Origin of the sequence: Hymenobacter fastidiosus (genome assembly GCF_039539565.1) — a bacterium.
Lineage (GTDB): Bacteria > Bacteroidota > Bacteroidia > Cytophagales > Hymenobacteraceae > Hymenobacter > Hymenobacter fastidiosus.
Genome location: NZ_BAABDJ010000040.1, coordinates 158,638 through 170,757, shown reverse-complemented (window position 1 = coordinate 170,757; position 12,120 = coordinate 158,638). Strand labels below are relative to the sequence as shown.

The following is a 12,120-nucleotide window of genomic DNA, read 5'->3' as shown; positions in this document are numbered from 1 at the left end:
AAGTTGGCAGCTTGGCCGCTTAGGTTCTTAGGGACTTAGATTGTTGCTGGTCCGAACCGGCCGCGGTGCTTCGCCGGATGCCAGTACCTTTACCCCGCTTTCTTCCCTGCTTTTCAACCCCCGTTTCCGCTTTGCTGCGTTTCTTTAAAAGTCCGCTTCCCTCGCGTCTGGTGCTGCTGGTGCTGCTGATTCTGACCGTGCGCCTGCCGCTGCTCTGGCTGGGGGTGCCTCTCACGGCCGCCGAGCTGCGGGCCCTGCTGGTAGGGGAGCGGCTGCACGAAGGGGCTCAGCTCTACCGCACCCTCTACGACAGCACGGCCCCGCTGGCCGCCCTGCTCTTCGGGGCGCTCGATTCCCTGCTGAGCCGCCCACTCTGGCTGTACCGCGTGCTGGCGCTGGCGCTGCTGCTGTTTCAGGCCCTGCGCCTCAACCTGGTGCTTAACCGGGCCGACGTGCACCCGGAGCGCGGCTTTGTGGCCGCCCTGACCTACCTGGTGCTGGCTAGCTTCACGGCCGACCTCGACACGCTTTCCCCCCTGCTGCTCGGGCACACGTTCATCATCGCGGGCCTGAGCGCCCTGCTGCCCACTTCCCGGGAGGGCTACGACAACCGCCGCCTGTTCCGGGCGGGCTTCCTGATTGGGGTAGCCGCGCTGTGCTACCTGCCGCTGGCGCTGTTTCTACTGGTGGGGCTGTTTGCCGTTATCATCTTCGCGGCCAACTCGTTTCGCAGCTTCCTGCTGCTGGTATGCGGGTTTCTGTTTCCCTACGCCGTTGCGGCCACCTACTTTCTGTATACCGATTCGCTGCCCGGGTTTGCCCAGTTTCATCTGCGGCCCACGCTGAGCGGGCTGGTGGCGGGAGCCGATGGCCTGCCGCTGTTCGTGCAGCTGCGGCTGCTGCTGATTCCGGGCCTCGTGCTGCTGGTGGCCCTGGGCCGCTCGTTTACTACGTCGCTGGGGCTGGTATTCCAGATCAAGTTCCAGCAGCTGATGCTGATCTGGCTGCTGGTGGCCGTGGCCATGGCCGCGGCGGGCCGGGGTACGGCTCCGGGTACGTTTGTGCTGGCCCTGCCGCCACTTACTTATTTCAGCCTGTTTCTGTGGCAGAAAACCCGGCACGCCTGGATTCCGGAAGTCGTGCTGCTGCTGCTGCTGGGCCTCGTGGTAGGGGTGCGCTACCGGATGGTGCTGGGCCTGGAAAAAGCTGTGCCCATCCCGGCGGAGCAGAGCTACGCCGGGCAGCCCAATCCGGCGTACGCCGCCCTGCAGGGCCGCAGCGTGCTGGTTCTGGGTCCCGACCGGCGCCCGTACATGCAGGCGCCCCTGGCTACGCCCTACCTCGACTGGCAGCTGTCGCAGGTTGATTTCGGACACCTGAATGAGTACGCCGCCGTTTTCCGGGTGGCGCAGAACTTCGCCCGGCAGCCCCCGGAATACATCATCGACGATGCCCGGCTGATGCGGGAGCTCCAATATAAAGTGCCGAGAGTATTCGGCCGCTACCAGCCCACCAGCCTGCCCAACGTGTACCGGTGGCGGTAACAGTGAAATGGTGCAGTGGTGAGTTGTCGTTCAAAATATTAGAACGACAACTCACCACTGCACCATTTCACTGCTAGCAGTCAATCTTGTTCACCCGGTTCTGGTGGCGGCCACCTTCGAAGGCGGTGTCCAGAAACTGCGTCACAATGGTGCGCGCGGCTTCTGCGCTCACGAAGCGGGCCGGAAGGCAGATGATATTGGCATCGTTGTGCTGCCGGGCCAGCTCGGCCAGCTCGGGCTCCCAGGCAATGGCGGCCCGGATACCTTGGTGCTTGTTGGCCGTGATACACACCCCATTAGCCGAACCGCACACCAGAATGCCGCGCTCCAGCTCGCCGCCGGTAATGGCCGTGGCCAGCGGATGGACGAAGTCAGGGTAATCGACGGAGGCAGAAGAATCGGTGCCGAAGTCGCGGACCTCGTAGCCGCTGTCTCGTAGCCACTGAACCAGCATCTGCTTATACTCGAAGCCGGCATGGTCGGAGCCGATGGCAATGGTCTTCATGTTTAATGTGCTGATGTGTCTTAATGTGCTAATGTGGATTAATGTGCTGATGTGGAAATGTGGGAATGTGCTAATGTGCCGATGTGGAAGTGCGCGGAGGTAGAAGCACATCAGCACATTTCCACATCAGCACATTAAAAACACATTTCCACATTAAAAACACATCAGCACATTAAGACACTCCGTTGTTCGCGGCCAGCTCGGCGTTGAGGCGCTGGGTGCGGTTGCGGCTTACCACGCGGGCAATGTTGATGCTCAGCTCGTAAAGAATCATAATCGGGATGGTGACGATGATCTGGGCCGAAATATCGGGGGGCGTGATGACGGCGGCAATGATGAGGATGACCACAATGGCGTGCTTGCGGTAGAGCCGCATGATTTCGGGCGTGATCAGGCCGGCTTTGGCCAGGAAGAACACAATCATGGGCAGCTCAAACACGAAGGCCGTGGAAACCGACATTGTGGTGAGCGTGCTCAGGTAGCTCTGCAGGTCAATCTGGTTTTCGATGGTCGGATCGACGGTATACGACGCCAGGAAGTTGATACTCAGCGGCGCGGCAATGTAGTAGCCGAACAGCAGCCCCAGGGCAAACAGCACCGACACGAAAAACACCGCGCCCTGGGAATTCTGCTGCTCGTGCGGATACAGACCGGGCTTGATGAAGCGCCACAGCTCCCAGAAGGTGTACGGAAACGCCAGCACCAGCCCCACGATAAACGAGGTGCTGATGTGCATGGTCAGCTGCCCGCTCATCTGCCGGTTCTGGATGATGAAGCCGACCTTGTCCATACACAGGCTCGGGGCCCCTACCCAGTTGCCAAAGTTGCAGAACATGCGGTAGGTCCAGAAATCGTTGCGCGAAGGGCCCAGAATCAGGTCGTGAAACAGGAAGTCTTTGGCGAAGAAAGCGGCGGTGGCAAAAATGACAATCGAGATGGCCGAGCGGATGATATGCCATCGCAGGGCCTCCAGATGGTCGATAAACGACATTTCGTGTGGTTCACCCACGTTGGCGTCGGGCGAAAGCTGGTGTTGATCCACGGAGAAGGGAAAGTAACTGGAAGGAGGAAGCGAAAGGAGCACTAACGATAAGAACGCCCGCAAGGATGTTGGGGCCGGAATTCCCGCCGTCGGTCAGCTGCCCGGTTGCTTCGCTACGCGAAGAGCGGATACTGCCGCATCCACTCGTTCACCTGCCCACGCACCCGCAGGATATGGGCCTCGTCGGCGTGGTGCGTCAGCACGTCGTCGATGAAGCCCACGATGCGGACCATGTCGGTTTCGCGCAGGCCGCGGGTAGTCACGGCCGCCGCGCCGATGCGCATGCCCGACGTCACGAAGGGCGACTTGTCGTCGAACGGCACCATGTTCTTGTTGATGGTAATGTCGGCTTTGACCAGGGTATTTTCGGCCAGCTTGCCCGTGAGGCCTTTGCTGCGCAGGTCGATGAGCATCAAATGGTTGTCGGTGCCGCCCGAAATAATCTGGTAGCCGTGCTCTACGAAAGCGCCGGCCAGGGCCTGGGCATTCCTGATCACCTGGTGGGTGTAGTCGGTGTAGGCGTCGCTCAGACATTCGCCGAAGGCTACGGCCTTGGCCCCGATAACGTGTTCCAGCGGTCCGCCCTGGGTGCCCGGAAACACGCCCGAGTCCAGCAGGGCCGACATCATCCGGATTTCGCCTTTCGGCGTCTTCAGACCGAAGGGATTCTCGAAGTCCTTACCCAGCATAATCAGCCCGCCGCGGGGGCCGCGCAGGGTTTTGTGGGTCGTCGTCGTTACGATGTGGCAGTGCTCGAACGGATTGTTGAGCAACCCTTTGGCAATGAGGCCGGAAGGGTGGGAAATATCGGCCAGCAGCAGGGCGCCTACCTCATCGGCAGCTTCGCGCAGCGTTTTGTAGTCCCAGTCGCGGGAATAAGCCGAAGCCCCGCAGATGATCAGCTTGGGCTGTTCGCGGCGGGCAATTTCCTTGATTTTGGTCCAGTCGATCAGGCCGGTTTCGGGCTCCACGCCGTAGAAGCTGGGCTTGTAGAGCTTCCCCGAGAAGTTTACCGGCGAGCCGTGGGTGAGGTGGCCGCCGTGGCTCAGGTCGAAGCCCAGGATTTTGTCGCCGGGGTTCAGCACCGCCAGCATCACGGCGGCGTTGGCCTGGGCACCGGAGTGGGGCTGCACGTTCACCCAGGCGGCCCCGAACAACTCCTTGGCCCGGTCGATGGCCAGCTGCTCCACCTGATCCACTATTTCGCAGCCCCCATAGTAGCGCTTGCCGGGCAGGCCCTCGGCGTACTTGTTGGTCAGGATGGAGCCCTGGGCCCGCATCACTTGCTCCGAAACGTAGTTTTCGGAGGCGATAAGCTCAATACCGTGGGTCTGACGCTCTTTTTCCTGACGGATGAGGTCGAACAGGACCGTGTCCTGGGCAATTGCGGTGCGGGTTTCCATAAGGTCAAAAGTACGGCGGGGGTGGGGAACTACCAACTTACGCCGCCGCGGGTTCCGCGTCGGCCCGTTGCCGCCGAATCAGGGAACGCACCGGAGTGTGCTGGTTCTGCCTTATCTTGTTCCGCCGCCGGGCGCAGTTGTCCGGGTCCGCCTAGTCTTTGCCCTTATGTCCGCCGTCGCCAACCAGCCGCTTGCCGCAATCCTGACGCAGATGCGTGTCGGTGACCAGTCGTTTCTGATTAATTTCTACCAGGACAACCGCGACCATTTCGCCCGCTGGGCCCGTCGGCAGCACCAGCTGGAGACGGGCCCGGCCCACGAGCTGCTGCGCACGGTGCTGGTTGATTTCTACGACCAGGTAGCCGACGGCCGCCTGACCAAAATGCCCGCCGACGTGCGTAACCACCTCTACGGCATGGCGCAGGAACGCGTGGAAGCGGCGTCGCGGGCCAGCACCGGTACCCAGGAGCTGCCGGCAGTGGAAGCCAGCCGCCGCCAGCGGATGCTGCGCCTGTTTCGCCTGCTGGGCTCCGACAGTCAGCTGCTGCTCATGTATTTCTATTTCAAGGCTTTAAGCTTCGATAAGGTGGCCGGCAAGATGGGCTACGCCAACGCCAACGTAGCCCGGCTGCAGAAGGCCACCTGCCTGCGCAAGCTCTACGAAATCATGACCCGCGACCAGGGGGCCGCCGCTGATGCGGCCGGCGCTTCCTCGTTGGCTAACTGATTCTGCGTAGTTTAGCCCCGTTGTTGTTCTGCTGCTTTCCCTTCGTGCTCACCCGCTGCTCTCTTTTATGACGCCCATTGTTGACCTGCGCCCTTACCTGGACGAGCTGGAGCGTTTCGACGATGGCCAGATGACGCCCATTGAGCAGGAGGCTTTTGAGCTGCGGCTGGAGCGCGACCCGGGCTTGCAGCAGGCTTATGAGCTGTACGAGCAGATTACTTCGGACCTGCGCTGGGTAGCCGGTCATGAAACTTTGCGGCACCGTTTGCAGGGACTCGATATGCGCCTGGACCAGCGTCAGGAAGCGCTGACCCGGATGCGGCGGCGGCAGCGACGGCAGCAGCGGCGCTGGATTTTCGTGGTGGCCGGCATTATTCTGGTCGCCGCGGGCGTATGGCTGGCCCTGCGCACGCCCACCCGTACCCCGCAGCATAATTGGATTAAGTACTACGTGCCGGACCCGGGCCTGCCGGCGTCGGCCTCGCTGGCCAGCCACCGGCCCCTGCTGGCCGAGGCTATGCAGCAGTACCGCGCGGGGCACTATCCGGCCGCTTTGCACGCGCTGCGGCGGGTGCCCACCGACAACGTAGGCCAGGACACGGTGCTGTACTACAACGGGGTATTCCTGCTGCGCCAGCAGCAGGCGGCGGCGGCCCGGTCTTACCTGAAGCGCGTGAGCCAGCTGCCCGGGTCGGCCCTGGCCATCAGGGCCCGCTACCACCTGGGCATGGCCTACTGGATGGCCAATCAGCTGCCCGAGGCCCGGGCTGCCCTGCGGGAAGTAGCCTCCGACTCTATTAATCCCTATCGCAAGCCGGCCCGGCAGGTATTGGATGCCAAAGTGATTCATAACCCGGACTCGCTTTAAAGTACTGACCTGGTGGATCTGATGTCCGGTCGGCGCCTGATGCGCAAAAGGATCAGCAAACTCATCAGCTCACTCTGGTCGGCGCGCTATAGGATAGGCGGGCTCCCGGTTTGGCTGGAGGATAAGCCTACCCGAATCCAGCTCCAGCACCGCCAGGTGGGCCAGCTCAGGGTTGTGGCGGTACACGCAGCCGGTATCGAGCCCGATGCAGCCGGCTTTGTTGCGCACATTTTGCCGTACCAGCACCGTCGGCGTGGGGACGTGCCCGTGCAGCAGCCGGCGGCCCTGCAGCCGGGAGGCATCGAAGGCAAACTGCTTGATATTCATCATGGTGTGCGGATCGGTGCGCATTTCGTTGGCGGGTTGCCGGAAGTCGAACCCGGCGTGGACGAGGGTGAAGCCGGGAATATCCAGCTGGTAGGGCAGCGCTTCGAGCCATTGGAGGTAGGGCTCCGCAATACCAGTGGCGTGGTTTACGCCGAAGCTGCGCAGGGTAAGCCGGCGGTCGGCGGCGGCGGCCCACAGCCCCTCGGTGCGGCCCCGGGCGGCGTCGAGCAGCTCCTGGTCGTGGTTGCCGCGCAGACACCACACCTGATAGCCGCGCCCGGGAAGCTGCATCAGATAGTCGAGCACACCACGGCTGTCGGGGCCCTTGTTCACATAGTCACCCAGTACGTAAAGCTCGTCCTGGGGCTTCAGGGGAAGCACGTGTTCCAGGGTGTGGCGTAGGGTGTGCAGGCAGCCGTGCAGGTCAGTAGTCACGTAGCGGGCCATTGGCGGGCAGGGAAAGCGGGAGGAATGGCGGCAAGGGGCACAAAAAAAGCCCCTGCGGGTCGGGCAGAGGCATTGTAGGCAGGCTCAGGACCCGGCGCCTAGGTGTAGGGCGTGTTGTCGAGGTCGGTCTTGTCGGTGTTGCGGTTGGGGTTGTTGACCAGCGTCGGCGGAATCTCGTCCACCCCATCTTGGGTGTACTCTTCGGTCAGCCGCTTGGTTTCGGCGTCGAGGTTTACCGGGGTGCTGGTCGGGTCGCCCTTGGACTGGCCCTGGCCGGCCGGGTCACCGTGGTGCTCTTTGGATTGCTGATTGCTCTTGCTGGACATGATACCTGGCGTTAAGAGATGAAACTAAAAACCGGGCCGGCCGCCAATGCGCCGGTCGGCCCGGTAAAAAAAGCTATTGGTCGATAGCGGAATCCTGGGCGTTGGGGTCGGTCAGCTCGGCATTGGTTTGGGTGTTGGCCCCGACCTTCGACGGGTCGGGCTGCACCTGCTCCATCTGGCCCATGCCGACCCGCGAGTCAGGGTTGCGCATTTCGTCCCGGCCGGCCCGCTCATCGTCAGCATCCCGCACGTCTACGCGCCGGGAGACTTGGGGGGCATCCAGGTCGTCATCGATGGGCATATCCTGGTTGGAGCGCTGGTCGGCTCCTTCGTCGACGGTGCGGATGTTGTCGGCGTTGCGCCCGGCACGGTCGGTATCCTCATTCACCGATACGGCCGTGCTGCCGGCCCCGCTGTCGGTGCCGAAGCCTTCCTTGCCGTCGCGGTTGCCGAAGCCCCCGCGGGCCGCCTCATTCTTGGGTGGATTAGCTCCGGGAATGATGTGGCCGGCCGCCAGCTCCTGGTCGGTCGTGTCGTCGTTGATGACGCGGACGGGACGATTATTAGGGTCAATGGCCATAGGGCGGAAAAGTTAGGGGTGAATGTGGAGGGCGGGTAAGGAGGTGTACTCCGGTTTGGGATTTTGGGTTTAGCTTAGCCCCCGGCTTGTTTGCTTCTTCTGCTTATGGGGCTCTGCCCGGCCGCAAATAGCGGGGGCTTCTTTTCCCACCTTGACTACGCCCTTATAATGTGGACTGAACAACAAAACGCCCTGTGCCGAACCTTTCGGTTCCCGGATTTCCGGACGGCCTTCGCCTTCATGACGGCCGTAGCCGCCGAAGCCGAGCGTCTCGACCACCATCCGTGGTGGGCCAATGAGTACAATACCGTCGAATTTCGCCTCCGTACCCACGATGCGGGCAATACCGTGACCCGGCGCGACCAGCAGCTGGCAGACGCCATTGATACCGTAGCCGCACGGTTTCCGGAGACCACCCCCAACGTCTGATTCAACCGTGGGCCAATCTGGCTGGCGGAAGCCTGAAGCCGCCTGGCTGGCGGAAGTCTGAAGCCGCCAGCGGCGGCGCGACTTCCAGCCGCAAACACGCGGTCAGTCTCCCGACTGACAACCGCCGCGTGGGGCAGCTCCTTTCCCGCAAGTCAGCAGACTTGCCCCGGACGTCCGGCTGGAAGTCGCGCCGGCGGCTTCAGACCTCCACCAGTCGCATCGTTAAGCTCCTGATTGCTTACTCCGCTACGGGAGGCTGGCCCGGCCGGGCGTAGGCGAAGCGTACCGGCGGCAGAACTCCGTGGTAGCCATCAAGACCGGAAATGCAGGCCTCGCCGAGAGCGGCCAGGTCCAGGGTGCCGTCGGCGCGCAAGCCTTCTTCACGCAGGTATACGTGTTCTACGGTGCCTACCAGCAGTACCGTACCGTTGGAAATGGCCAGTTCCTCGTGCAGCCGCAGCCCGATGCTCACCGGACTTTCGGCCACGTAGGGAGCCGGGAATCCGTCGCGGTAAACGGCCGTGAAGCCGCATTCGTCAAACTCCGAGATGTCGGGGGCAAAGTCGGCGGAGGTGTAGTGGGCTGCCGCCGCCCGGGCCAGGGGTACGTGGTTGAGGGTGTAGCAGCCGCTGGCTTTCAGGTTCTGATAGGTGTGGCGGGGAACGGTGGTCGGCCGCGTTACGAGGCCGAGCAGGGGCGGGTCGGAGCCCAGGTGCAGGGCCGAGCTGAACACGGCCAGGTTGGTGGCCCCGTCCGGGGCGGCCGTACCGATCAGGTTAGCCGGTTTGAAGCCGGGCAGGCCGTTGACGAGGTTGAGGCGGTAGATCCGCTCGAAGCTCTTAATATCGGCGGCGGTAATATGGCGCATAGGGAAGCAGAAAAAGGAAGGGTAGCGGGACAAGGACCGCGCGCTGCCGGAAATGTTCAGCCTCCGCCGGGGTTTATTGTTCGGCCGGCGCTGGTCAGACCGGCCTGCCCGAGGACTACGGCCGATGGTATCTGAAGCTAGTCCAGGCCGCGGTTCAGGAACTCTATCAGGGGCTGTAAGCCGCGGCAGGCTGCCGCCAGGCGCGGGCGCAGATCCGGCGCCAGCACGTCGGCGTCGGTAAGCGGGTGGGCGGCGGTGAAGCTCTTTAGCCTGAGGTAGGGCAAGGCCGGATTGGCAGCGTCGTAGCCCTTCGGCGGCCGTTTCAGGGTATGGTCAGCGCTCAGCCCGTTGAAGTGCCGGCAGAATTCCGGCCCGGCCAGCAGCCGCTCAAAAGCGGGCAGGTCGTAGTCAATTTCCTGGCGGATGGCGGCCAGCGCGGGAGCGTCAGGCATATACAGCCCGCCGGCCACGAAGGAGCCGCCCGGCTCCAGGTTCAGGTAGTAGCCGGCCGTGGGCGCGCCTTTACCCCCGGCGTTGAACCAGGCCCCGAAGTTGGATTTGTAGGGCGACTTATCGGCCGAAAACCGCACGTCGCGGTTGATGCGGAACACGCACTTTTGGGGCTGCAGGTTCGATTGGGCAACAGCCGGGTCCGCCGCCTGCACGTCGGTGAGGACGTCCGTCACCAGCGCCAGGAAATCGGCTTTAGCGGCCGCGTAAGCCGGGCGCTGGGCGTCGAACCAGGGCCTGGAGTTGTTGGCCCGGAGGCCGGTCAGAAAGGTGAGCGTGGCAGACTGAAGCATCGGGGGCGGCTTAAGCCGGCAAGTACGCTACTGCCGGGCAAACCACCGCCGCCGCGGGGCACCCGGGTGGGGCTACCGGTACCTTGATTCCACCAGCGCTTCAGGCTTCTGCCGATCCGGCCGCCGCAAATGCGCTTACCGCCCGGGCGCGGTGGTGGGAAGCTGGAGCAGGAACTGGCTGCCGTTGCGGCCCGAAGTGTAGGCCGGCACGGCGCTGCCGCCCTTTTCCCAGGCCTCGACCCGCACCTCTCACCCGCCGGTGCGGCCGGGCAGGTGGCCCGCGTGGCCCGGGCGCGCAACCTTGACGCCGCCAAAGTACAGGCCCTGGTGGCGGCCCCGACCAAGCACGGCCTGCTGGCCCCCGACCGGGTGAACGTGCTGCGCCTGAACCCGGCCCTGGATGCGATGAGCGGCCGGTAGGCCGGCCTTTTTCTCCGGCGTTTATTCCGTTGCTTCGAGCAACGTTTGAGCCCTGGAATTCGTTTTTTCAACTTCTTTTTAAGCGCCCAACCGGATTTTTCGGAGCGCGTCCCTACCCATGAAATCTATTTTGCTCCTTACGCTAACCCTATTGGGCACCATAACCGCAAGTACCGCCCCAGCCCAAACTTCTGACACTACCAAAACTCGTCGGCCTTACGATTTCGTTGATACAGTTGTCGGTAAGCCCATCCAGCAGGTCCTGACTTTTTACGGCTTTGTGGACAGCTACTACGGCTACGATTTTAAGAATAACGACACCCAGAACCGCCCCGGTTTTCTGTATTCGCACGCCCGCCAGAACGAGTTTACCGTGAACCAGGGCCTACTGGGCCTGCGCTACGACGACGGTAAGGTGCGCGGGGCCTTCGGCATCCACGCCGGTTCCTACGTCAGCGCCAACTACGCGGCCGAGGACCAGGTATTCAAGCACCTCTACGAAGCCTACGCCGGCTTCCGGCCATTGGAAAAAGCCTGGCTCGACGTGGGCGTTTTCGGTTCGCACATCGGGTTTGAGTCGGCCATCTCGAAAGATAACTGGACGCTGACCCGCTCCATCATGGCGGAGAACTCGCCCTACTATGAGTCCGGGGCCCGCTTCACCTACGAGTTAGACCCCAAGCTGACGCTGACCGGCCTGGTGCTGAACGGCTGGCAGAACATGCGCGAATACAACCAGGCCAAAGCCCTGGCCACCCAAATTCAGTGGAAGCCCACCGCCAGGCTGCTCATCAACAGCAGCACGTTTTACGGCAACGAGCAGCCCACCGACTCGGTGCGCCGCCGCCGCTACTTCCACGATTTCTACGTCAGCTACGCGGCCACCGACCGGCTGAGCCTGGCCCTGGTGTTTGACGTGGGCAAGCAGCAGGCCGCCCGGCTGGCCGGCGACAACGGCGAAAAATACGACACCTGGCACACCGGCGCGGCTTTCGTGCGCTACAAGCTGGCCGACCAGTGGACCACCGCCCTGCGCGGCGAGTACTACAAAGCGGAGCGCGGCGTCATCATCAGCTCGTACGCGCCCACCGTGGGCACCCCCGACTCGTTCGTGCGGGGCGGCTCGCTCGGCCTCGACTATGCCCCCTCCGGCAACGTGCTGTTTCGGGTGGAGGGCCGGGTGCTCAACGCTAAGGAGAAGGTCTTCCAGCACAAAGACGGCCAGCCCTCCGACAGTTACGGCAACGTGACGTCGAGCATTGCCATTTCGTTTTAACGCCTCCGCCTTCCCATGACGCCCGCCGACAACCCGCTGCGCGACCAGTCGGCCGAACGGTTTCTGCGCCTGGTGCAGGAGCGGCGGCGCGGGCGGCTGAGAGTCTACATCGGGCTGGCGGCCGGCGGGGGCAAAACCTCCCGCATGCTGCTCGAAGCCCGGGACCTGCGCGCCCACGCCGTGGACGTGGTGCTGGGCTACGGGGAAACCCACGGCCGCCCCGGCACCGTGGTCCAGCCCCGGAAGCTGCCCCAGGTCCCGCGCAAAACGCTGTTCTACAAAGGCCGGGCATATGCCCAAGGCCCACCCGCTGGGCCACCACCGCCGGCGCATTGCCGGAGCAGCGCGTGGGGCGGCGCAAACACAGGGGCGGCGGACGGCATCAGGACGCAAGGCAACGGGTATCTTTTAGCAGAACATCGGCCGGGAAGCGCCTCCAGGATAAAGCGAATGCGGGAAACCAGCAGTCAGGCCCAAGGGCGACGCACACCACCAAGGGCCGCAATACCGTAAAGCAGTTTGGCAGCGCTAAGGATGCTGGTGAAGTGAAGCATA

At 63.1% G+C, this 12,120-nt stretch carries 15 protein-coding genes; 7 read left to right on the top strand and 8 right to left on the bottom strand.

The features are described 5' to 3' along the window. Window positions 1-131 precede the first annotated feature (131 nt). The gene (locus tag ABD833_RS18825) at window positions 132-1,544 is read left to right on the top strand and encodes a hypothetical protein (RefSeq protein WP_345075119.1); all 1,413 of its coding nucleotides are present in this window, start codon (window positions 132-134) and stop codon (window positions 1,542-1,544) included. 73 nt (window positions 1,545-1,617) lie between these two features. Here the strand turns inward: ABD833_RS18825 and rpiB are convergent, their stop codons facing one another. The 3 genes from rpiB to ABD833_RS18810 form a co-directional block, all read right to left on the bottom strand. Further along, a complete protein-coding gene (rpiB, locus tag ABD833_RS18820; RefSeq protein ID WP_345075117.1) occupies window positions 1,618-2,049 on the bottom strand; it encodes a ribose 5-phosphate isomerase B in 432 nt (143 codons plus the stop codon). A 172-nt stretch (window positions 2,050-2,221) separates the two neighbouring features. Continuing rightward, window positions 2,222-3,091 carry a twin-arginine translocase subunit TatC gene (tatC, locus tag ABD833_RS18815; RefSeq protein ID WP_345075116.1) on the bottom strand — a complete coding sequence of 290 codons (870 nt, stop codon included), beginning with the start codon at window positions 3,089-3,091 and terminating at the stop codon, window positions 2,222-2,224. Between the two features lie 113 nt (window positions 3,092-3,204). Further along, entirely contained in the window at window positions 3,205-4,494 is a 1,290-nt protein-coding gene (locus ABD833_RS18810; RefSeq protein ID WP_345075114.1) for a serine hydroxymethyltransferase, read from the bottom strand. A gap of 166 nt (window positions 4,495-4,660) precedes the next feature. On the opposite strand from ABD833_RS18810, the gene ABD833_RS18805 reads away from it, so the two are divergent. Next, window positions 4,661-5,221: a hypothetical protein gene (locus ABD833_RS18805; protein WP_345075112.1), complete on the top strand. Its 561-nt coding sequence runs from the start codon at window positions 4,661-4,663 to the stop codon at window positions 5,219-5,221. 67 nt (window positions 5,222-5,288) lie between these two features. After that, a complete protein-coding gene (locus tag ABD833_RS18800; protein WP_345075110.1) occupies window positions 5,289-6,089 on the top strand; it encodes a tetratricopeptide repeat protein in 801 nt (266 codons plus the stop codon). A gap of 69 nt (window positions 6,090-6,158) precedes the next feature. Here the strand turns inward: ABD833_RS18800 and ABD833_RS18795 are convergent, their stop codons facing one another. The 3 genes from ABD833_RS18795 to ABD833_RS18785 form a co-directional block, all read right to left on the bottom strand. Beyond that, complete coding sequence (locus ABD833_RS18795; RefSeq protein ID WP_345075108.1) at window positions 6,159-6,863, bottom strand: metallophosphoesterase family protein; 705 nt, start codon at window positions 6,861-6,863, stop codon at window positions 6,159-6,161. A gap of 98 nt (window positions 6,864-6,961) precedes the next feature. Continuing rightward, window positions 6,962-7,189, bottom strand: coding sequence for a hypothetical protein (locus ABD833_RS18790; protein WP_345075106.1), 228 nt, complete (start codon window positions 7,187-7,189; stop codon window positions 6,962-6,964). Between the two features lie 73 nt (window positions 7,190-7,262). Continuing rightward, window positions 7,263-7,769 (bottom strand): hypothetical protein, encoded by a 507-nt coding sequence (locus ABD833_RS18785; protein ID WP_345075104.1) that lies wholly within the window; start codon window positions 7,767-7,769, stop codon window positions 7,263-7,265. A gap of 168 nt (window positions 7,770-7,937) precedes the next feature. On the opposite strand from ABD833_RS18785, the gene ABD833_RS18780 reads away from it, so the two are divergent. Continuing rightward, the gene (locus tag ABD833_RS18780) at window positions 7,938-8,198 is read left to right on the top strand and encodes a 4a-hydroxytetrahydrobiopterin dehydratase (RefSeq protein ID WP_345075103.1); all 261 of its coding nucleotides are present in this window, start codon (window positions 7,938-7,940) and stop codon (window positions 8,196-8,198) included. Window positions 8,199-8,436: 238 nt separating this feature from the next. Here ABD833_RS18780 and ABD833_RS18775 read toward each other — a convergent pair whose 3' ends face one another. Next, the gene (locus ABD833_RS18775; RefSeq protein ID WP_345075101.1) at window positions 8,437-9,066 is read right to left on the bottom strand and encodes a flavin reductase family protein; all 630 of its coding nucleotides are present in this window, start codon (window positions 9,064-9,066) and stop codon (window positions 8,437-8,439) included. A gap of 137 nt (window positions 9,067-9,203) precedes the next feature. Continuing rightward, on the bottom strand, window positions 9,204-9,869 hold the full coding sequence (locus tag ABD833_RS18770; RefSeq protein ID WP_345075100.1) for a DUF2461 domain-containing protein: 666 nt from the start codon (window positions 9,867-9,869) through the stop codon (window positions 9,204-9,206). Window positions 9,870-9,998: 129 nt separating this feature from the next. On the opposite strand from ABD833_RS18770, the gene ABD833_RS18765 reads away from it, so the two are divergent. The 3 genes from ABD833_RS18765 to ABD833_RS18755 all read left to right on the top strand — a co-directional run bounded on the left by ABD833_RS18765 (window position 9,999) and on the right by ABD833_RS18755 (window position 12,078). After that, window positions 9,999-10,289, top strand: a complete 291-nt coding sequence (locus tag ABD833_RS18765) for a potassium-transporting ATPase subunit C (RefSeq protein ID WP_345075099.1) — start codon at window positions 9,999-10,001, stop codon at window positions 10,287-10,289. Window positions 10,290-10,407: 118 nt separating this feature from the next. Next, on the top strand, window positions 10,408-11,565 hold the full coding sequence (locus tag ABD833_RS18760; protein ID WP_345075098.1) for a porin: 1,158 nt from the start codon (window positions 10,408-10,410) through the stop codon (window positions 11,563-11,565). A gap of 15 nt (window positions 11,566-11,580) precedes the next feature. Next, window positions 11,581-12,078 carry a hypothetical protein gene (locus tag ABD833_RS18755; RefSeq protein ID WP_345075097.1) on the top strand — a complete coding sequence of 166 codons (498 nt, stop codon included), beginning with the start codon at window positions 11,581-11,583 and terminating at the stop codon, window positions 12,076-12,078. Window positions 12,079-12,120: the final 42 nt, after the last annotated feature.

What these genes read in the sequence shown, in the direction of transcription:
- rpiB (WP_345075117.1), bottom strand. Translation starts at nt 2,049, where the DNA reads ATGAAGACCATTGCCATCGGCTCCGACCATGCCGGCTTCGAGTATAAG.
- ABD833_RS18810 (WP_345075114.1), bottom strand. Translation starts at nt 4,494, where the DNA reads ATGGAAACCCGCACCGCAATTGCCCAGGACACGGTCCTGTTCGACCTC.
- ABD833_RS18805 (WP_345075112.1), top strand. Translation starts at nt 4,661, where the DNA reads ATGTCCGCCGTCGCCAACCAGCCGCTTGCCGCAATCCTGACGCAGATG.
- ABD833_RS18800 (WP_345075110.1), top strand. Translation starts at nt 5,289, where the DNA reads ATGACGCCCATTGTTGACCTGCGCCCTTACCTGGACGAGCTGGAGCGT.
- ABD833_RS18795 (WP_345075108.1), bottom strand. Translation starts at nt 6,863, where the DNA reads ATGGCCCGCTACGTGACTACTGACCTGCACGGCTGCCTGCACACCCTA.
- ABD833_RS18790 (WP_345075106.1), bottom strand. Translation starts at nt 7,189, where the DNA reads ATGTCCAGCAAGAGCAATCAGCAATCCAAAGAGCACCACGGTGACCCG.
- ABD833_RS18785 (WP_345075104.1), bottom strand. Translation starts at nt 7,769, where the DNA reads ATGGCCATTGACCCTAATAATCGTCCCGTCCGCGTCATCAACGACGAC.
- ABD833_RS18780 (WP_345075103.1), top strand. Translation starts at nt 7,938, where the DNA reads ATGTGGACTGAACAACAAAACGCCCTGTGCCGAACCTTTCGGTTCCCG.
- ABD833_RS18775 (WP_345075101.1), bottom strand. Translation starts at nt 9,066, where the DNA reads ATGCGCCATATTACCGCCGCCGATATTAAGAGCTTCGAGCGGATCTAC.
- ABD833_RS18770 (WP_345075100.1), bottom strand. Translation starts at nt 9,869, where the DNA reads ATGCTTCAGTCTGCCACGCTCACCTTTCTGACCGGCCTCCGGGCCAAC.
- ABD833_RS18765 (WP_345075099.1), top strand. Translation starts at nt 9,999, where the DNA reads ATGCGCTTACCGCCCGGGCGCGGTGGTGGGAAGCTGGAGCAGGAACTG.
- ABD833_RS18760 (WP_345075098.1), top strand. Translation starts at nt 10,408, where the DNA reads ATGAAATCTATTTTGCTCCTTACGCTAACCCTATTGGGCACCATAACC.
- ABD833_RS18755 (WP_345075097.1), top strand. Translation starts at nt 11,581, where the DNA reads ATGACGCCCGCCGACAACCCGCTGCGCGACCAGTCGGCCGAACGGTTT.